This window comes from Streptomyces sp. NBC_00122 (assembly GCF_045160845.1).
In the GTDB taxonomy this organism is placed as follows: domain Bacteria; phylum Actinomycetota; class Actinomycetes; order Streptomycetales; family Streptomycetaceae; genus Streptomyces.
Genome location: NZ_CP108191.1, coordinates 3634617 through 3651463, shown reverse-complemented (window position 1 = coordinate 3651463; position 16847 = coordinate 3634617). Strand labels below are relative to the sequence as shown.

Annotated in this window: 19 protein-coding genes; 11 read left to right on the top strand and 8 right to left on the bottom strand. The window is 71.1% G+C overall.

Translation table 11 applies throughout. From position 1 onward, the window contains the following. Positions 1-9: 9 nt before the first annotated feature. Positions 10-897, top strand: a complete 888-nt coding sequence (locus tag OG737_RS17355; protein ID WP_405921735.1) for a Scr1 family TA system antitoxin-like transcriptional regulator — start codon at positions 10-12, stop codon at positions 895-897. Next, a complete protein-coding gene (locus tag OG737_RS17350) occupies positions 894-1142 on the top strand; it encodes a DUF397 domain-containing protein (RefSeq protein WP_405921734.1) in 249 nt (82 codons plus the stop codon). Before OG737_RS17355 ends, OG737_RS17350 begins: the two co-directional genes overlap by 4 nt. Here the strand turns inward: OG737_RS17350 and OG737_RS17345 are convergent. Further along, positions 1123-2001 carry a GyrI-like domain-containing protein gene (locus OG737_RS17345; RefSeq protein ID WP_405921733.1) on the bottom strand — a complete coding sequence of 293 codons (879 nt, stop codon included), beginning with the start codon at positions 1999-2001 and terminating at the stop codon, positions 1123-1125. The genes OG737_RS17350 and OG737_RS17345 overlap by 20 nt on opposite strands. A 410-nt stretch (positions 2002-2411) precedes the next feature. Between OG737_RS17345 and OG737_RS17340 the strand changes: the two genes are divergently transcribed. Beyond that, positions 2412-2606, top strand: coding sequence for a hypothetical protein (locus OG737_RS17340; RefSeq protein ID WP_328927060.1), 195 nt, complete (start codon positions 2412-2414; stop codon positions 2604-2606). Positions 2607-2633: 27 nt separating this feature from the next. Here the strand turns inward: OG737_RS17340 and OG737_RS17335 are convergent, their stop codons facing one another. Together OG737_RS17335 and OG737_RS17330 are read right to left on the bottom strand one after the other, a co-directional pair. Further along, positions 2634-4139 carry an alpha/beta hydrolase gene (locus OG737_RS17335; protein WP_328927059.1) on the bottom strand — a complete coding sequence of 502 codons (1506 nt, stop codon included), beginning with the start codon at positions 4137-4139 and terminating at the stop codon, positions 2634-2636. Positions 4140-4362: 223 nt separating this feature from the next. Next, a complete protein-coding gene (locus OG737_RS17330) occupies positions 4363-6237 on the bottom strand; it encodes an AMP-dependent synthetase/ligase (RefSeq protein WP_405921732.1) in 1875 nt (624 codons plus the stop codon). 172 nt (positions 6238-6409) lie between these two features. Here OG737_RS17330 and OG737_RS17325 point away from each other — a divergent pair, with 172 nt between their 5' ends. Further along, positions 6410-6682, top strand: coding sequence for a hypothetical protein (locus OG737_RS17325; protein WP_405921731.1), 273 nt, complete (start codon positions 6410-6412; stop codon positions 6680-6682). A gap of 35 nt (positions 6683-6717) precedes the next feature. Here OG737_RS17325 and OG737_RS17320 read toward each other — a convergent pair whose 3' ends face one another. The 3 genes from OG737_RS17320 to OG737_RS17310 form a co-directional block, all read right to left on the bottom strand. Further along, on the bottom strand, positions 6718-7182 hold the full coding sequence (locus tag OG737_RS17320) for a hypothetical protein (RefSeq protein WP_328927056.1): 465 nt from the start codon (positions 7180-7182) through the stop codon (positions 6718-6720). Next, complete coding sequence (locus tag OG737_RS17315) at positions 7179-8198, bottom strand: helix-turn-helix domain-containing protein (RefSeq protein ID WP_405679023.1); 1020 nt, start codon at positions 8196-8198, stop codon at positions 7179-7181. The genes OG737_RS17320 and OG737_RS17315 overlap by 4 nt, the downstream gene beginning before the upstream one ends. A 298-nt stretch (positions 8199-8496) precedes the next feature. Further along, the gene (locus OG737_RS17310) at positions 8497-8871 is read right to left on the bottom strand and encodes an ATP-binding protein (RefSeq protein ID WP_328927054.1); all 375 of its coding nucleotides are present in this window, start codon (positions 8869-8871) and stop codon (positions 8497-8499) included. Between the two features lie 155 nt (positions 8872-9026). On the opposite strand from OG737_RS17310, the gene OG737_RS17305 reads away from it, so the two are divergent. Next, a complete protein-coding gene (locus tag OG737_RS17305) occupies positions 9027-9884 on the top strand; it encodes a helix-turn-helix transcriptional regulator (protein ID WP_328927053.1) in 858 nt (285 codons plus the stop codon). Beyond that, complete coding sequence (locus OG737_RS17300; RefSeq protein ID WP_328927052.1) at positions 9881-10063, top strand: DUF397 domain-containing protein; 183 nt, start codon at positions 9881-9883, stop codon at positions 10061-10063. The genes OG737_RS17305 and OG737_RS17300 overlap by 4 nt, the downstream gene beginning before the upstream one ends. A 16-nt stretch (positions 10064-10079) precedes the next feature. On the opposite strand, the gene OG737_RS17295 is transcribed toward OG737_RS17300, so the two are convergent. Then, positions 10080-10589: a hypothetical protein gene (locus tag OG737_RS17295; RefSeq protein WP_328927051.1), complete on the bottom strand. Its 510-nt coding sequence runs from the start codon at positions 10587-10589 to the stop codon at positions 10080-10082. A 256-nt stretch (positions 10590-10845) separates the two neighbouring features. Here OG737_RS17295 and OG737_RS17290 point away from each other — a divergent pair, with 256 nt between their 5' ends. The 5 genes from OG737_RS17290 (at position 10846) to OG737_RS17270 (ending at position 15228) form a co-directional block, all read left to right on the top strand. Next, positions 10846-12738: a serine/threonine-protein kinase gene (locus OG737_RS17290; RefSeq protein ID WP_328927050.1), complete on the top strand. Its 1893-nt coding sequence runs from the start codon at positions 10846-10848 to the stop codon at positions 12736-12738. Between the two features lie 75 nt (positions 12739-12813). Continuing rightward, positions 12814-13254: a hypothetical protein gene (locus OG737_RS17285; protein ID WP_405921730.1), complete on the top strand. Its 441-nt coding sequence runs from the start codon at positions 12814-12816 to the stop codon at positions 13252-13254. Next, positions 13251-14639, top strand: a complete 1389-nt coding sequence (locus OG737_RS17280; protein WP_328927048.1) for a hypothetical protein — start codon at positions 13251-13253, stop codon at positions 14637-14639. The genes OG737_RS17285 and OG737_RS17280 overlap by 4 nt, the downstream gene beginning before the upstream one ends. Continuing rightward, positions 14636-14917, top strand: a complete 282-nt coding sequence (locus OG737_RS17275) for a hypothetical protein (protein WP_328927047.1) — start codon at positions 14636-14638, stop codon at positions 14915-14917. Before OG737_RS17280 ends, OG737_RS17275 begins: the two co-directional genes overlap by 4 nt. Next, entirely contained in the window at positions 14890-15228 is a 339-nt protein-coding gene (locus OG737_RS17270) for a hypothetical protein (RefSeq protein WP_405921729.1), read from the top strand. The genes OG737_RS17275 and OG737_RS17270 overlap by 28 nt, the downstream gene beginning before the upstream one ends. A 74-nt stretch (positions 15229-15302) precedes the next feature. On the opposite strand, the gene OG737_RS17265 is transcribed toward OG737_RS17270, so the two are convergent. Continuing rightward, positions 15303-16625, bottom strand: a complete 1323-nt coding sequence (locus OG737_RS17265) for a dicarboxylate/amino acid:cation symporter (RefSeq protein WP_328927045.1) — start codon at positions 16623-16625, stop codon at positions 15303-15305. Between the last annotated feature and the right edge of the window lie 222 nt (positions 16626-16847).

The following is a 16847-nucleotide window of genomic DNA, read 5'->3' as shown; positions in this document are numbered from 1 at the left end:
CCCGTACGGATGAGGGCGGACCAGCCGATGAACGACCTGTCAGACCGCGAAGAACGCCCCGAGCGCCCGGTGGAGGCGGACGGCACGGCACACCTGTTCCGTGCCCTGGGCAAACAGATCAAGGCATTACGGGAGGCGGCCGACCTCCACCAGAAGGAACTGGCCGCGCTCCTGCACGTCGGCGAGGACCTGATCGGCGCGATCGAACGGGGTGTCCGCACCCCGCAGCCGGACCTGCTGGAACGGGCGGATGTCGTCCTGGGCGCACGGGGCGTCCTGAGGGCGGCGGTCCCGGAGGTCAGGGAGGCGCTGAAGCGGGCGCGGACCAGGCATCCGGATTGGTTCCGGGATTACGCCCAGGCCGAAGCCGAGGCTCTGGCCCTCCACGTGTACAGCGTTCAGGCAGTGCACGGTCTGCTCCAAACGGAGGCGCACGCCCGCTCGGTCTTCTCGCACCGGCGGCCGGTACTCGACGAGGCGACCGTCGAGAAGCGAGTGGCCGACCGGCTGTCCCGTCAGGTGATTTTCGACAAGTGGCCTGCCCCCACCTTCAGTTTCGTCCTGGAGGAGGCCATCCTCAACCGCCCGATCGGGGGCCCGGATGTACACCGCGAGCAGTTGCGGAGGATCCTTCGGATCGGCAGCCTTCGGACGGTGCACCTCCAGGTGATGCCGACGAGCCGTACCGAACATCCGGCGATGGAAGGCTCGTTCAACCTCCTGCACCCGAAGGGCCGGCAACAGGTCGCTTACACGGAGACCTACAACCATGCGCGCTTGATCACTGACCCCGAAGAAGTCCGCATCTACGCGGAGCGCTATGGGATCATCCGGGCACAGGCGCTCTCGCCCGACGAGTCCCTGGCCTTGATCGAGAAGAAGCTGGGAGAGCGATGAAGAGCACCGAACTGGCCTGGTTCAAAAGCAGTTACAGCGGTGGCGAAGGCGGCGACTGCGTCGAAGTAGCGCTCGACTGGCGCAAGTCGAGCTACAGCGACGGCGAGGGCGGCCAGTGCGTCGAGGTCGCGGCCTGCCCCTCCGCCGTCCACGTCCGGGACTCCAAGGTGACCGCCGGGCCGGAGCTGGCGGTCAACCCTGGAGCGTGGGCCGACTTCGTACGGTTCAGCCGCGCGTCGGCGTAGCCGACCGGGCGACCGGGATCCACAGGGCGGTCTCGGCCTCGCCGGACTCGTCCGGCTGGACCCGGAGGATCTCGGGGCCCGGGCGGCTCTCGTAGGGGTTGGACGGGAACCACTGCGTGAACACGTCCCGCCACAGGTACTGGAGCGCCTGCGGGAAGGGGTCGGAGTTCTCGAAGACGGCCCAGGTGCCCGCCGGAACGTGGAGCACGTCCAGGTCCTGCGGTACGTCGGCCGCGCCCGTCACCACGGCGTGGTAGTAGTCCAGTTCGGTCCCTTCGGCCCGGCTGGGGTCGAGGTCGTCACTGACCGAGACGATCCCTTCCGGGTCCTGGTCGGACAGGTCGGCGATCCGCCGCACCGTGTCCGGCCCGATGCCCCGGATGAACTCGGCGATGGCCGGGTTCATCCCCTCGTGGACGAGGGGGACGCGGGCCTTCTTGCCCACCACCTTGAACGCGTCCTTCTCCACGACCTTGTACTGCATGCTGCTGCTCCCTTCGACGACGAGTCGGAAGGACATCCGGGGTTGTGACTGCAGGGCCGCGCCGGTCTGCCGGGTTTCACCCGGCCCGACGCCGTGCATGGCACGGAACGCGCGGGCGAAGGACTCGCCCGACCCGTAGCCGTAGCGCACGGCGATGTCGAGCAGGGTCCGCTCGCCGGCGAGTACCTCGGCGCCCGCGACGGTCAGCCGCCTGCGCCGGATGTACTCCGACAGCGGCATCCCGGCGAGCGCCGAGAACAGCCGCCGGAAGTGGTACTCCGACGTCATCGCGATCCGAGCCAGCTCGGCAATGTCGATCGCCCCGTCGAGGCGCGCCTCGACGTGGTCCATGGCCTGGTTGAGCCCTTCCAGCACCCCGGACCTCCTTCCGTTTCACGTCTCACGCTAGGAAGGAGCACCCCTCCCGCACCCGACATCCTGTGCCCGCGATGGTCGGGTCGTGCGGTGGGGCGGGGGCTTGGGGGGCGGGACGTCCGCTGGGCGGCATCAGGGACGGGACCGGCGAGCCCCGTCGGCCGCCCCCTTGGCCGGTAACCCCATGGCCTTGCGCACACGGTGCTGGTCACCCAGCTGATCAGGCTCCTCGGGACCTGACGGACGGACCTCACGGGCCTGGCGGACGGCGCCGCCTCGGCCCGCTGTCAAGCCCCGAGATCCAGTGGCGTGACGCGGTGGCTGCTGCCGGGGCCCAATGGAGGCACGGGGCCCGGCCTGCACGTCCCGGCAGACCGGGCCCCGCTCCCCACAGCGCGAAGGAGAACCCCATGACCAGCATCCACCGCCTCGCCCTCCTCAAGGCCGCCATTGCGGTGGGAGCCATACGGCTGGCCCCCAGCGCCGTCGGCGCCTCCCCGATGCCCCCCTCCACCGGCACGCTCATCCCCATGAGGCCCGACCACGGCGGGCCCGAGCACGCGGAGCAGACGCCGCAGGGCAGCCTCAGGGCACACGCCGCCTGATACGGCACCCACGCCGGGGCTGACCGCTCACTCCGACTCCACGGCGGGGCAGGACCGCGTCCCGGTCGGCAGCCGCCCGTCGAGCAGGAAGCGGTGCGCGTACTCCCGTACGCAGGAGGAGACCGCGTAGCCGGTGTGCCCGTCGCCCTTGTAGTCCACGACGACCGCCGAGCCCAGGCGCTTCGCCGTCTCCTCCGTCCACTCGTACGGCGTCGCCGGGTCCCCTCGGGTGCCGACCAGCAAGATCCGCGGCGCGCCCGGGCGGTCGATCTTGCGGATGAAGTCGGTGCCGGCGGGGCGCCCGTAGCAGGCGAGCACCGTCATCAGCTGGCGCGGTCCGAAGACCGTGGAGGCCTTGAGGAACTCGTCCTTCAGTTCGGCCAGTTCCCTCGCGATGGAGGCCGGGCTGGCCTTGTCGTTCGACCGGTCCGGGTCGTCCGCGCAGGTCACGGCAGTGAGGGCGGCCTCGGCATTGTCCCCGGGCACCGCCCCGGGCCCGTCGGCCCTCTGCTCCTCGGCATCGTGCGGTTCGGAGGGGTCCGTCGGCCCGCCGAGCTGGAGCAGCCCCACCGGATCGCGGTCGTGCTCGGCCGTCGCGAGCGCGTCGGCGAGCTGGGGCCACGTCTGCCGTGAGTACAGGGCGGCGGCGATGGAGCGGACGGCGTCCTGTCCGGTCACGTACGAGCCGTCCTGGCCGACGAGCGGCTCCTTGTCGAGCCGCGCCACCAGCGCGTTGACCTTCTCCTTGGCGGAGCGCGTGTTGCTCCCGTAGACGCAGCCCTCCCGGCCGGCGCACCAGGACAGGAAGCGGTCCAGGGCCCGCTGCTGGCCGCGCGCCGTGACGAGCGCCTGCTCCGCCAGCGGTTCGACGAGGGTGTCGACGCCGTCGAGGACCATCCGGCCGGTGTTCCCGGGGAACTGCGCGGCGTACACGGCGCCGAGCCGGGTCCCGTAGGAGAAGCCGAAGTAGTTGAGCTTGCGGTCGCCCAGCACCTGGCGCAGCACGTCCATGTCGCGGGAGACGTTGACGGTCCCGATGTGCGGGAGGACCGGGCCGGAGGCGAGCTCGCAGCGCCGCACCACGGCGCGCAGGGCGGCCAGCTGCGCGGCGGCGTCGGCCTGGGCCTCGTCGGAGACCTGCTGGGAGCCGCCGCAGGAGACGGGCTCGCTGTGGCCGACGCCGCGGGGGTCGAAGGCGACGAGGTCGTAGCGCTCGCCGAGGTCGGCGAAGGCCTTGGGGTCGGCGGCCAGCCCGGCGATGCCCGGGCCACCGGGGCCGCCGTAGTTCAGCAGGAGCGAGCCGAGGCGCTTGTCGGGGTCCGAGGCCGGTATCCGGGCCAGGGCTATCTCGACCGCTCCCTTGGCGGGGGCGGCGTAGTCGAGCGGCACCCGGACGGTCCCGCAGCGCATCCCGGCGGGCACCCGCTTCTCGGGGCAGTCCCCCCACCGGATGCGCTGCCCGTGGAAACGTTCCAGCGGGTCGTCGGCGGGCGCGGGCGTCGGGGCGGCCGTGAAGCAGGCCAGGACCAGCACACAGGCGGCGGCGACGGTACGGGGCCGCCGACGGGAACGGGATCGGCATCGGGTTCGGGAGCCGGAGGGGGAGCTGGCTGGGGAGCCGGATCGGGTTCGGGGTCGGTGCACTGCACGCTCCTCGGATGGCCCCCCGGACCGCTCAGCCCACCCTAAACGCCCTCCCCCGCCCCCGCCCGTCGACGACCGGGACGGGACCGGGCACGGGCCCCGCGTCCGGGATTCACCGCTCGCGCGGCCCCCGGTACAGCTCGTCGATCCGGTCCCGGTAGTCGCGGGCGATCGCACCCCGCCTGAGTTTCATCGAGGGGGTCATGTGGCCGCGCGCCTCCGTGAAGCCGCCCGGAATGACGGCGAAGCGGCGGATCGACTCGGCGCGCGACACCAGCTGGTTGGCCTCGTCGACCGCCCGCTGGAGGTCCGCGAGCAGTTCCTCGTCCCGCACCAGCTCGTAGATCGGCACGCCCAGTTTCTTGTGCATCTGGCGCCAGTGGAGCAGGCCGTCCGGCTCCAGGGTGATCAGGGCGGTGACGTACGGCCGGTTGTCGCCGACCACCATGCACTGCCCGACCAGCGGGTGGGCCCGCAGCCAGTCCTCCAGCGGCGCGGGGGCCACGTTCTTGCCGCCGGAGGTGATGATCAGGTCCTTCTTGCGGCCGGTGATGGTGAGGTAGCCGTCGGCGTCGAGCTCGCCGATGTCGCCCGTCGCCAGCCAGCTGCCGGCCGGCAGGGCCTGCCCGCTGTTCCAGTAGCCGGCGAAGACGTGGCGCCCGCCGAGCAGCACCTCGCCGTCGTCCGCGATGCGTACGCCCGTGCCCGGCAGCGGCCAGCCGACCGTGCCCAGCCTCGGCCGCTGCGGCGGGGTGACGGTGCTCGCGCCGGTCGTCTCCGTCAGCCCGTAGCCCTCGAAGACCTCGATGCCGGCGCCGGTGTAGAAGGCGGCGAGCCGCGTGCCCAGCGGGGAGCCGCCGCTCAGGACGTAGCGGACGCGGCCGCCGAGCGCCGCCCGGATCCGCCGGTAGACGAGCGGGTCGTACAGGGCCCGCGCGGCGCGCAGCACGAACCCGGGGGCCTTGCCCTCGACCAGCTCCCCGCAGCGCTGCGCGATCCGCGCGGCCCGGTCGAAGGACGACGCCCGGCCCATCTTCTCGGCGGTGGCGCGGGCGGTGTTGTAGACCTTCTCCAGGACGTACGGGATGGCGAGGAGGAAGGTCGGCCGGAAGCCTGCGAGGTCGGCGAGGAGGTCCTCGGTGCTGATGCTGGGCGCGTGCCCCAGCTTCACGCGGGCCCGCAGGCAGCCGACGGCGACCATCCGGCCGAAGACGTGGGACAGCGGCAGGAAGAGGAGGGTGGAGGCCGGGTCCTTGCTGACGGACTTGAAGACGGGGTGCAGCAGCTCCACCGCGTTGTCCACCTCGGCGAAGAAGTTGCCGTGCGTGATGACGCATCCCTTGGGCTGCCCGGTCGTGCCCGACGTGTAGATCAGGGTCGCGACGGAGTCCGGCGTACGGCCGGCCCGGCGCGCGTGCACGACCGCGTCGGGCAGGTGCTTCCCGGCCGTGACCAGGCGGGCGATCGCGCCGGTGTCGAACTCCCACAGGTGGGTCAGCCAGGGCAGATTGGCCCGCTCGGCGCTGATGATCCGCGCCTGCGCGGTGTCCTCGACGGCGCAGGCGACGGCGCCGGAGTCGTGGAGGATCCAGCGGGCCTGGAGGGCGGAGGAGGTCGGGTAGACGGGTACGGTGACCAGCCCGGCGGCCCATCCGGCGAAGTCGAGCAGGGTCCACTCGTAGGTGGTGCGGGCCATGATCGCGAGCCGGTCGCCCTCGCGCAGTCCCTCGGCGATGAGCCCCTTGGCCACGGCGAGCACCTCGGCGGCGAACTCGGCGGCCGTGACGTCCCGCCAGGTCCCGTCCCGGTCCTTGCGCGCGAGCACCGCCTCGCGGGGGGCCTCCCGGGCGTTCTGGAAGGGGATGTCCCCGAGCGAGCCGTGCTCCGCGACCGGTGCCAGCGCGGGCACGCGCACCTCGCGGACCACTCCGTCGACGACTGTCTTGACGGGCTCGACGGTTCTGACCAGCCTCAGCTCGGCTTCCACGGCGTTCTCTCCTCGGTTCGGCACGAGCGTTACCGCCGGTAATCTACGCAGCCGTAACCCCGCCCGACCACCCCCCTGAACTGCTTTTTCACGGACGCTCCACGCAACGGCCGCATGCCGTCACCTCGCAAATTCGCTGGCCCGCGCCGCACGCGGAGGCGAGGCTCGGGGGGTGACGTACACCCGGGACACCATCGACCTTCCCGAGAACCGGGTCCCCCCGGGTCCGCCGTGGCCGCCGGCCTGGGACGAACTCGACCCCGAGCAGCACCCGTTCACCTGGGACGAGGACGAGGAGCCCCTGGTCCGCGCCCTGATCGAGGAGTGGGTACCGCCCGTCCTGTCCGGCATGGCGGGCTGGTGGCAGTGGGCCCCCTGCAGACGACCCGCTACGCGGACGACGCCCCTGGCGCGGCCGACCTCGCCGCCCTCGTGGCGCTGCTGATCGCCGGGCCCGGGCGACGACGTGCCGCGGCTGCTCTAGAGGTAGAACGTGCCCGGGTTTGCGGTGAGCGCGAGACCGGTCACCCCCAGCACGCCGATGCCGCCGATCCCGTACCGGCGCCGCGCGGGATCGGTGCACAGGGCGACGAGCGCCGGGCCTGCGGCCATGGCTCCGACGGTCAGGGCCGTGGAGCCGGGGAGCTCGCGCCGGGAGAGGCCGGCGAGAACCTGGATGATGAAGAACTGGAGGGCCAAGGCGGCCGGCACCGTCGCCTTCAACGGCCGTACGTTCAGCACGCGCAGGACCAGCAGGAGTACCGGCACGGACAGGAACACCCAGAGACCGATCCCGACGAGCGGGTAGTAGGTCAGGCAGAGCGAGCCGCTGTCGGCGCAGCTCCGCCGGTCCTCCTCCATGGCCCACAGCCACAGGGCCCTCGCCATCCAGCCCGTGACCGCACCGGCGGCCGCGCTGGCCGCCACCCCGTAGATCTTGTTCATGCAGCCGAGGCTGGCAGCCCGGCAGGCCCGGGTCCTGAGTACTGGTACTCAGATCCTCCGTAGTCGGGTGGGCAGTCACGGCAGCGGCCCGGTTCGGGGGCGCGGAAGGCGCGGTCGCAGCCGTCGCAGTTCTGGAGCGGGTCGGGGCGGCGGACCGGCACGGCTGCCGGGAGGGCCGGGAGCGGGGGCGGGATCCATGCCTTGAGGCGGTGGGCGATGAGGGCCGCGGCGCTCCGGAGGTCGCCGGGGAGGTCTCCGGCCAGGGCGTGGCGTACGGCGTCCGGTTCGGCCCCGCGGTCCAGCCAGGCGGTGACGCCGGGCGCGAGCTGCTTCACCGCCGTGTCGGAGAGCAACAGCCGGGGATCGTCGGTGCGCAGCCGCGCGAGCAGGTCGACGGCCGCCTGCCGGGCCTGCCAGTCCTGCCCGGCGGGCCCGGCGGCGGGTGGTGGGGGTGCGGGGTCCGGTTCCGGCTCCGCTTCCGGCTGCGGCCGGGGTTCCGGCTCCGGCTCGGCCTTCAGCTCGGGCTCCGCGTCCGGCTCAGGCTGGGGCTCGGGCCGCGGCGCAGGATCGGGCTCCGGTTCCGGTTCGGGCCTGGGCGCAGGCTCGGGCTGCGGCTCCGGGGGCAGCGGCGGCACGGGTGCCGCCATCCCGGCGCGCGGGTGGTTGAACGACACCGTCCGCGTGACCACCTGCCCGGTGGCCAGCCGTACGCGGCTGCGCTCCAGGTACCCGTACGCCTCCAGCTCCCGCAGGGCGGACGCGATCCGCACCTCCCCCTCCGGGAACCGGTCGGTGAGCCGCTTGATGCCGACCTTCGCACCGTCCGGAAGCGACTGGATGTGGAGCGCGAGCCCCATCGCGACCAGCGACAGCGAGCGGTGCTGGGCGAGGTGGTTGCCGACCACGGTGTAGTGATCGGCGTGCCGCACGTTGACGTGGAGGACACCGGATCGGGCGGTCCCGGCGTGAACACGGGACGAGGCGCGCGAGGGCGCGCTAGGGTGCTGAAGAGCCATTGGGAAGGGTGAATCTTCCTAGTTGGTCAGGCCCTCGACCGGGATTGCCGTCCCGCCGGGGGCCGTCTCATGCCTGATGTTGTGGGGCGAGCATATGCCCGGCAACCGGCCCGAAATCCAGCCGAGTTGGCACAGTTCACCCGTGTGAGTTACGGGGAGCCGGAGGGGTTGGGTTGGTTGGATTTACCTCCCGTGCTTTAAAGCGGTGACGTCCGACCGCACCGGGTCGCGCGCCCCCACGACCCGGGCGAGGCGTCATCAGCACCACCTGCGGCCTGCACGTCATGCGCCGTTCCCCTCAGGCCACCGCGATCTCCGCCCACACCACCTTGCGCGGACCGGGCCCGCGCTCGACGCCCCACCGGTCCGCGAGCGCTTCGACGAGCACCAGCCCCCGCCCCGCTTCGTGGATCTCCGGGATCCGGTCACCCCTGGCGTCCGTCACCTCGACACGCAGCACGCCCGGGGTGACGGTGAGAGTCAGCCGGAAGTCCCGTCCGGGCACCCGCCCATGGGTCACGGCGTTCGTGACGAGCTCGGCGATGATCTGTGCGGGTGTCTCCAAAGCCAGCCCCCAGGAGCGCAGTTGTTCGACAGCGAGTACGCGTCCGAGTCGAGCACCACGCGGGGTGGCGGACAGCTGGACGTGAAAGTCGACGAGTTGAGTGATCACGTCACTCAGCGTGTCCGTCCGTGCGTACCGTGAGAAGGGAAGCCGCCCGTGCGTCCCGCGTTTGTCCGGAGCTTGTCCGGTGCTGTCCTGGCTGTCCGGACCGGCCTGACGGGTATGGGGCGCCGAGGACATCGGCTCGTCGGAGGTGGGCGCGCATGAGCGTGGACAGTGACGGTACGGAAGACGCCGGCTGGGACGTCGACCCTGAGGACGAACAGGGAGTGGCGGTACTGGCCGCGCTGGGCCGCCAGCTCAAGGCATGGCGGGAGCAGGCGGGCATGCGGGCCGCCGACTTCGGAACGGCGGTCGGGTACGGGGAGGACCTGGTCCGCAAGGTCGAGGCGGGCAAGCGGATCCCCCGCCCCGAGTACCTGGACAAGGCGGACGAGGTGCTGCGGGCGGGCGGGAAGATCGTCGCGATGAAGGCGGACATGGAGCAGGTCCGCTACCCGAAGAAGGTGCGGGACCTGGCGAAGATGGAACGTCGCGCTGCTGAGATCAGCGTCTACAGCACGCACGTCGTTCATGGGCTGCTGCAGACGGCGGACCATGCGCGGGCCCTGTTCGAGATGCGGCAGCCCGCGTACTCACAGGACGAGGTGGAGCGGTACACGGCCGCACGCGTGGCCCGACAGTCCGTCTTCGGCCGGACACCCGCACCGGCCATCAGCTTCGTACACGAAGCATCGGCACTGCGCCGTCCCATCGGGGGCACAATGGTGTGGCGCCATCAGCTCGAACGGCTTTTGGAGGTGGGGCAGATGAGGAACGTGTCCCTGCAGGTCATGCCGACCAGCCGCGAGGCCCACGCCGGCATGGACGGCGGTATCGAGATCCTGAAGTTCGAGGACGGCACCGCCGTGGGGCGTTCCGAGGGGGCGTTCAACGGGCGCCCGGTCTCCGACCCGAAGCGACTCCGAATCCTTGAGTTGCGCTATGGCATCATCCGGGCTGAGGCGCTCACGCCGCGGGAGTCGCGGGACTTCATCAAGGAACTGCTGGGAGAGACATGATCGATAATCCCGAGCTCGACTGGTTCAAGAGCAGCTACAGCAGCGGCAGCGAAGGCGACTCCTGCGTCGAGGTGGCCACCACCCCCGCCACGGTCCACGTCCGCGACTCCAAGGACACCCGCCTCCCCCACCTCGCCTTCACCCCCCGCGCCTGGACGGGATTCATCACCCACGCCTGACTCCCTTCTCCGGGGGTCAGACCCTGAAAGAGGTCATCTTCACCACCGCGGTGCGCTCGTCCTCGTACGTGATCCGCAGCGTGACGTGCGAGGCCCGGCTCGGCCTCAGGGTGCCCGCACTTTCGCCGTCGAAGCAGCCGATCAACCGGTCGCAGTCCGCACCCCTGGAGAGGACTCCGTGCCTGTCCTCCTCAAGATCTGCGCGCAGTCGGGGGAAAGCCTCCTTGAGCCCCTCGGCCAGACCTTCGCGCGGCATCCGGAAGTTGGCGATGTAGCCGGCGCTCGTCGGGTACGTGTCGTTCGTGCAGAACGCATCCGTGGCGCGTTCGGGCATCGTGGCCTCCGCGAAGTCCAGCGCCTTCGCGCAGTTCACCCACCACAGCTCGGTCGCTTCCAGCCTCGCCGTCAGGGCCTTGGTCAAAGGCTCCTGCCCAGGGGCGAACTGACGTACCCACAGCGCTGCGGCCGCGACGAGCGCCAGCGTCACACCCACCCCGACCAGCACCCGCCGCCGCACGGCGGACATCCGTTTTCCTTCAACAACCACGACTACCACCCCGTTCACGGCACGACGAACCCACCGGACGGCGGTCGGATCCCCCCGGCACAGCCACCCTAACAATTCATTGAACGCGTTCAACCCAACGGGCCGCGGCGCGCCGTGCCGATGAGCCCGCACCGGCGACCAACTCCCCGCCACCTCGTGGCATCTCGCCCGCCTGACCCACGTGTTACACAATGGCCCGTGCCACAACGGGAGTTCACGTACGACCGGAGGGACCATGCGTACGGGAGAGCACTTCTCCGGGCGGTACCGGCTGGACGCCCGGCTCGGGCACGGCGGCATCGGCGAGGTGTGGCGGGCGTACGACGTCGAGCTCGGCCGGCCGGTCGCGGTGAAGGTGCTGCTGGAGTTCGACGCAACGGACGAACTGCTACGGCGGTTCCGCCGCGAGGCGGCGATCGGGGCGCGGCTCCAGCATCCGGGGATCACGGTCGTCCACGACATCGGGCAGCACGAGAACCGGCTGTTCATCGTGATGGAGCTGCTGGAGGGGGAGGACCTCGCCCATCGGCTGAGCCGGTCCCCGGGCGGCCTCCCGGTGGCCGAGGCGGTCGGACTGGCGTTACAGGCCGCGGAGGCGCTGGCCGCCGCGCACGTCCAGAAGGTGGTGCACCGCGATCTCAAGCCCGCCAACCTCTTCCTGCTGGCCGACGGACGGCTGAAGATCTGCGACTTCGGCATCGCCCGTACCGCGGACGCCACCGACGGGCTGACGGTCACCGGTCGGCCTTTCGGCACCCCTTCCTACATGGCCCCGGAGCAGTGGCGCGGCGAGCACGTCGACTCGCGGTGCGATCTGTACGCCCTGGGGTGCGTGCTGCACGCCCTGCTGACCGGCGCCCCGCCGTTCCCCGTCACCGCTCAGCCCTGGGCACTGATGCGCCGGCACCTGGACGAGACACCGGCGGACCTGCGCACCGTACGGGCGGACGCATCGGCCGAGCTCGCGGAACTGGTCGCTTCGCTGTTGGCCAAGGACCCCGCCGGGCGGCCGGACGCGCCCACCACCGCCGAGCGCCTACGCGCGGTCCTGAACCCGGCCCCGGCCGCCCACAACCTGCACACCGCGCCCACCAAGCCCGCGCTGCCGTCGCCCAGCCGCGAACCGGCACCGCCGCGTACCCCTGCTCACGGCCCGCGCCGCCGCACCGTCGTCCTCGGCGGCCTCGCCGCACTGGCCGTGGGGTCGGCAGGGGTACTCACCGCTCGGCATTTCGCCGACGACACCGGCGGCCCGGGCGTCGTCCTCGCCGACGGCACCTCTCGCGTCGAATCGGTGGCGTTCAGCCCGGACGGGAAGCGGCTCGCCGGCGGCTACGGCGACAACACCATCCGCCTGTGGGACATCGCCTCCCGCACAACCCTGACCACCCTCACCGGCCACACGAATTCCGTGGTTTCGGTGGCCTTCAGCCCCGACGGCAAAACCCTCGCCAGCGGGAGCAGTGACCACACCGTCCGTCTGTGGGACGTCGCCTCCCGTACCGGCACCGCCACCCTCACCGGCCACACCGGTGGCGTGCGGTCGGTGGTGTTCAGCCCGGACGGCATGTCCCTGGCCAGCGCCGCCTGGGACAACGCCGTCCGCGTGTGGGACATGGCCTCCCGTACGAGCACCACCACCCTCACCAACCCTGTCAACGCAACGCATTCGGTGGCGTTCAGCCCCGACGGTAAGACGCTCGCCAGCGGCAGCGGCGACACCACCCTCCAGCTCTGGGACCTCGCCTCCCACACCAGCACCGCCCCCCTCATGGGCCACACCGGTGGTGTGCGGTCGGTGGCCTTCAGTCCCGACGGCAAGAGGCTCGCCAGCGGAAGCAGCGACCACACCATCCGGCTCTGGGACGCCATTGAGCGCTGGAGCAGGTACACCTTCGCCGGCCACACCAGTGACGTGGATTCGGTGGCCTTCAGCCCCGACGGCAAAACCCTCGCCAGCGGAAGCAGCGACAACACCGTCCGGCTCTGGGACGTCAAATCGGGCAACAGCACCGCCACCCTCACCGGCCACACCAGTGGCGTCGCGTCGGTTGCTTTCAGCCACGACGGCAAGACCCTCGCCAGCGGAAGCAGCGACTCCACCATCCGGCTCTGGAAGCTCTCCTGACGGCAGAGGTGCCGTTTTCCCCGTATTAGCATGAGCATGATCTGGCATGTTCCGGGTCAAGTCGGGGGGAACCACATGTCGTTCGACGCGGAGTGGGCGCAGCACAAGGCTGCCGCCCTGGCCGGGCAGCAGTCACCCGCGATGCGCCTCAACCAGGTGGCGCCCGAGGCGGGCGGCAGTGCGGCGGGCAGTCTGCTGGCCGGAACCCAGTCCATCAACGGCAACGCCAACCTCCTCATCGAGATCGCCGCGCTCCTGCACGAAGGCCGCCCGGACGGCGACGCGAGCACCATGGCCCGCGCGCCCCGCGCGCACGAGGACGTCTCGAAGGAAGCCCTCCACTTCGCCCGGTTCGCCGACGACCAGTTCAAGGACGCGATCGCCCTGTTCGCCGGACTGGCCACCCGTCTCAAGACCACCGGCACCAGCTTCGCCCACGTGGACGACGGCACCGCCCGGTCCTTCCTCGACAACCTGCTCGAATCGGGGCAGTACGTACCGCCGGAGTGCAAATGAGCGGCCTCAGCTACCACAAGGACGTCGCGTTCCTGGAGGAGTGCAACCCGCCCCTCGTCGAGCGCAACGCCGCCGAGTTCCGCCGGCTGCGCGATCTCCTCGTCCAGGTCGAGGAGCCCGCCCGGCGGGCGGAGACCGGTACGCAATGGGAGAGCGACGGCAGCCACACGTACACCCGACGCCTCGGCGAGGCCCGCCAGTTGGTGACCCACATGGCCGAGGGCTACGACAAGGCCGCGAGCGCGCTGAACGCCTACGCCGCAGCCCTGGCCACCGCCAAGTCCCACTACGGCAACGGCAAGCGCTCCGAGCGTGCGCTCGCCGCGCTGATCGGCACGAAGGGCACCGCGATCACCAAGGTCGCGCAGGAGGCGGAGCCGATGCGCCAGTGGGAGGACATGCGGGCGACGACCGGGGTCTTCGACTGGCTGGCCGAGGTCACGATGGACGTGGACGACATCCGGGACGAGGCGAACCGGCTCCATGACGGCGCGGGCAGCAGCTTCCACCTGGCGAAGACCACCGAGCAGGAGGCGCGCAGCGCGTGCGTGCACGCGCTGAAGCAGGCGTACGAGTTGCTGCCCGACTTCCAGGTGAAGGGCGGCGGCAAGCGGCCCGACCTGTACGCCGCGATGGCGGACATCCGCCGGGAGGCGGCGGAGGCCCGCACCAGCCCGCTGGCCCACCTGCCGGGCAGCGGTCCGAAGCGGGAGATGACGGGGCCGCTCGGGAACACCGAGATGTCTCCGGAGCTGCGCGACATCCGGACGCGGATCGCGGGACTGCCCGAGGTCGACGACAGCTACTGGAACCCGCCGGACGGCGACAAGGAGAAGGCGGCCTGGATCTCCCAGAAGAAGGAGATCCTCCGGGCGGCCGCCCAGCACGCCGGGTTGCCCGAGGAACTGGTCGCGGGCATCGCCTGGAAGGAGATCGCCGGTCAGCCCGGAATCGTCGACGACGGCATCGACACGATCCGGCAGCTGGCCGACTCGCCGCTCAGTCCCATCACGCCCGAGAACCTCTTCAGCCGGGCGGGCGGAACCCCCGACGAGACCTCCTTCGGGCCGATCGCCATCCAGCTCCGCCGCGGCGCCGAGGTGCTCGGCTACGATCCGGCGCACCTCACCGGCGATCAGCGGGCCCTGGTGGAGGAGTCGCTCCAGGACCCGAGGCAGAATGCTTTCATCGCCGCCGGATTCCTCGCCCAGATCAAGGCCGAGGCCGGCTACGGCGACGTCCCCGCCGACCAGCTGACCGACGCCCAGATGCGGGAGATCGCCGCCCGCTACAACGGCGGTCCGTACTGGAAGTCGGAGAAGGCCCAGTTCTACGGCAACGACTTCGGCGACAGCCTCGGCAAGGTGAAGGACGCGATGCGATGACGTACCGCCGCTGGTGGATCGGGGCACCCCTCGCGCTCGTCCACCTGCTGAACGCCGTCGTCGTCTATTACGCCCTGGCCTACGGGCCGGCGGGCGCATGGGACGACCAGGGGTACGCCGGGACCGAACTGGAGTGCCTGATCGCGCTCTTCCTGAGCGCGGGCGCGATCGTGATCACCCTCCTCCCGCCCGTCCGCCGGACGGTGGGCCTGTGGTGGCTCGTCCCGCCGGCCGTGCTGGGGGTGATCGCGTGGGTCCGTATCGCGACGCTCGGCTGAGGCTCCCCCGCGAGAACATCGACCTGCCCGAGGACCAGGGCTGCCTGCGCTGGGTGCTCGGAGTCCCGCTCGCCCTCGTCTACGTCCCTGCGGTGTACCTGTGCTACCTCGCCCTGGCCATGCAGTCGGACCCCCGCGACGACCGCCTGCGGGACGACATCCGGCTGGTGGCCGGCCTCTCCCTCTCCCTGTGCCTCCTGGGACTGCTGATCACCATCACCCCGGTGTTCCGGCGGACCATGGGCCGGTGGTGGTTCGCACTGCCGCTCCTGCTGGCGACGGTCGCGTACGCCCGCGGCCAGACGGTCTGACACGCGCCGCAGCCCCGCCCGGACGGGGCGGGGCTGCGGCGCGTGCAGGCGGGCGGGCGGGCGGGCGGGCGGCGTCAGGCGGCCACGGCGACCGGCTCCGGCGTGACCGGGGCGGACTCGTCCAGCGGGGAGGCCGAGGCGGTCGCGTAGGCCTCCTTGTCCAGGATTCCCTCGCGGGCCGAGACGATGACCGGGACCAGCGCTTGACCGGCCACGTTCGTGGCCGTGCGCATCATGTCCAGGATCGGGTCGATCGCCATCAGCAGGCCGACACCCGCCAGCGGCAGGCCGAGCGTGGAGAGGGTCAGCGTCAGCATGACCGTCGCGCCGGTCAGACCGGCCGTCGCGGCCGAGCCGATCACCGAGACGAAGACGATGAGCAGGTACTCCTTGATGCCCAGCTGCACGTCGAAGATCTGCGCGATGAAGATCGCGGCGAGCGCCGGGTAGATCGCGGCGCAGCCGTCCATCTTGGTGGTGGCGCCGAACGGGACGGCGAAGGAGGCGTACTCCTTCGGCACGCCGAGGCGCTCGGTGACCTTCTGGGTGACCGGCATGGTGCCGACCGAGGAGCGGGAGACGAAGGCCAGCTGGATGGCCGGCCAGGCGCCCTTGAAGAACTGCAGCGGGCTGACCTTGGCGACCGTGGCGAGCAGCAGCGGGTAGACGCCGAACATCACGAGCGCGCAGCCGATGTAGATGTCGGCGGTGAAGGTCGCGTACTTGCCGATGAGGTCCCAGCCGTACGTGGCGATCGCGGTGCCGATCAGGCCGATGGTGCCGATCGGGGCGAGGCGGATGACCCACCACAGGGCCTTCTGGAGGAGCTCCAGGGCAGACTCGGCGAGGTCGAGGACCGGCTTGGCCTTGCCGCCCAGCTGGAGGGCGGCGATACCGGCGACGACGGCCAGGAAGACGATCTGGAGGACCTTGAGCTGGGTGAACGGCGTGACGATGTCCGTCGGCACGATCCCGGTCAGGAAGTCGATCCAGGAGCCCGCCTTCTTCGGCTCCTTGCCGTCGGCGGCGGTGAGGCCGGTGCCCGCGCCCGGGTCGGTGAGCAGGCCGATCGCGATGCCGATGCCGACCGCGATCAGCGAGGTGATCATGAACCAGAGCAGCGTGCGGGAGGCGAGCCGCGCGGCGTTGTTCACCTTCCGCAGGTTGGTGATGGACACCAGGATGGCGAAGAAGACGAGGGGGGCGATGGCCAGCTTCAGCAACTGGATGAAGATGTCGCCGACCTTCTCCAGCGTGGTGCCGAGCCAGCTGACGTCCTGGCTGCGGGCGATCCATCCGAAGAGGACGCCCAGGGCCAGACCGGCGATGATCTGGGCCCAGAAGGGGAATTTGAACGAGGCCTTGGCAGGGCCTTCAGGGGTCGCGGACACGGACACTCTCCGGAGATGGCGCACGAAAACAGGGGAAGTTCTGCGGTGGTGACGCGGTGACACGGTGCGGCAGCAGCCTGAGGGAGAAGGGCCGGCCGGGACCGAAAGGACCGCTGCTGTATCGATTCAGCTCAACAGCAACAGGCCGCGGACACGCGGCGGCAGAGGTCGACGTGCAGGCGCGACACGAGCAGGATGCTCGCGGTCATCGGGTGCGCAGCTGTGGTC

What these genes read in the sequence shown, in the direction of transcription:
- OG737_RS17315 (WP_405679023.1), bottom strand. Translation starts at nt 8,198, where the DNA reads ATGGCTCTTCAGCACCCTAGCGCGCCCTCGCGCGCCTCGTCCCGTGTT.
- OG737_RS17300 (WP_328927052.1), top strand. Translation starts at nt 9,881, where the DNA reads ATGATCGATAATCCCGAGCTCGACTGGTTCAAGAGCAGCTACAGCAGC.
- OG737_RS17350 (WP_405921734.1), top strand. Translation starts at nt 894, where the DNA reads ATGAAGAGCACCGAACTGGCCTGGTTCAAAAGCAGTTACAGCGGTGGC.
- OG737_RS17355 (WP_405921735.1), top strand. Translation starts at nt 10, where the DNA reads ATGAGGGCGGACCAGCCGATGAACGACCTGTCAGACCGCGAAGAACGC.
- OG737_RS17275 (WP_328927047.1), top strand. Translation starts at nt 14,636, where the DNA reads ATGACGTACCGCCGCTGGTGGATCGGGGCACCCCTCGCGCTCGTCCAC.
- OG737_RS17285 (WP_405921730.1), top strand. Translation starts at nt 12,814, where the DNA reads ATGTCGTTCGACGCGGAGTGGGCGCAGCACAAGGCTGCCGCCCTGGCC.
- OG737_RS17295 (WP_328927051.1), bottom strand. Translation starts at nt 10,589, where the DNA reads ATGTCCGCCGTGCGGCGGCGGGTGCTGGTCGGGGTGGGTGTGACGCTG.
- OG737_RS17290 (WP_328927050.1), top strand. Translation starts at nt 10,846, where the DNA reads ATGCGTACGGGAGAGCACTTCTCCGGGCGGTACCGGCTGGACGCCCGG.
- OG737_RS17340 (WP_328927060.1), top strand. Translation starts at nt 2,412, where the DNA reads ATGACCAGCATCCACCGCCTCGCCCTCCTCAAGGCCGCCATTGCGGTG.
- OG737_RS17320 (WP_328927056.1), bottom strand. Translation starts at nt 7,182, where the DNA reads ATGAACAAGATCTACGGGGTGGCGGCCAGCGCGGCCGCCGGTGCGGTC.
- OG737_RS17280 (WP_328927048.1), top strand. Translation starts at nt 13,251, where the DNA reads ATGAGCGGCCTCAGCTACCACAAGGACGTCGCGTTCCTGGAGGAGTGC.
- OG737_RS17305 (WP_328927053.1), top strand. Translation starts at nt 9,027, where the DNA reads ATGAGCGTGGACAGTGACGGTACGGAAGACGCCGGCTGGGACGTCGAC.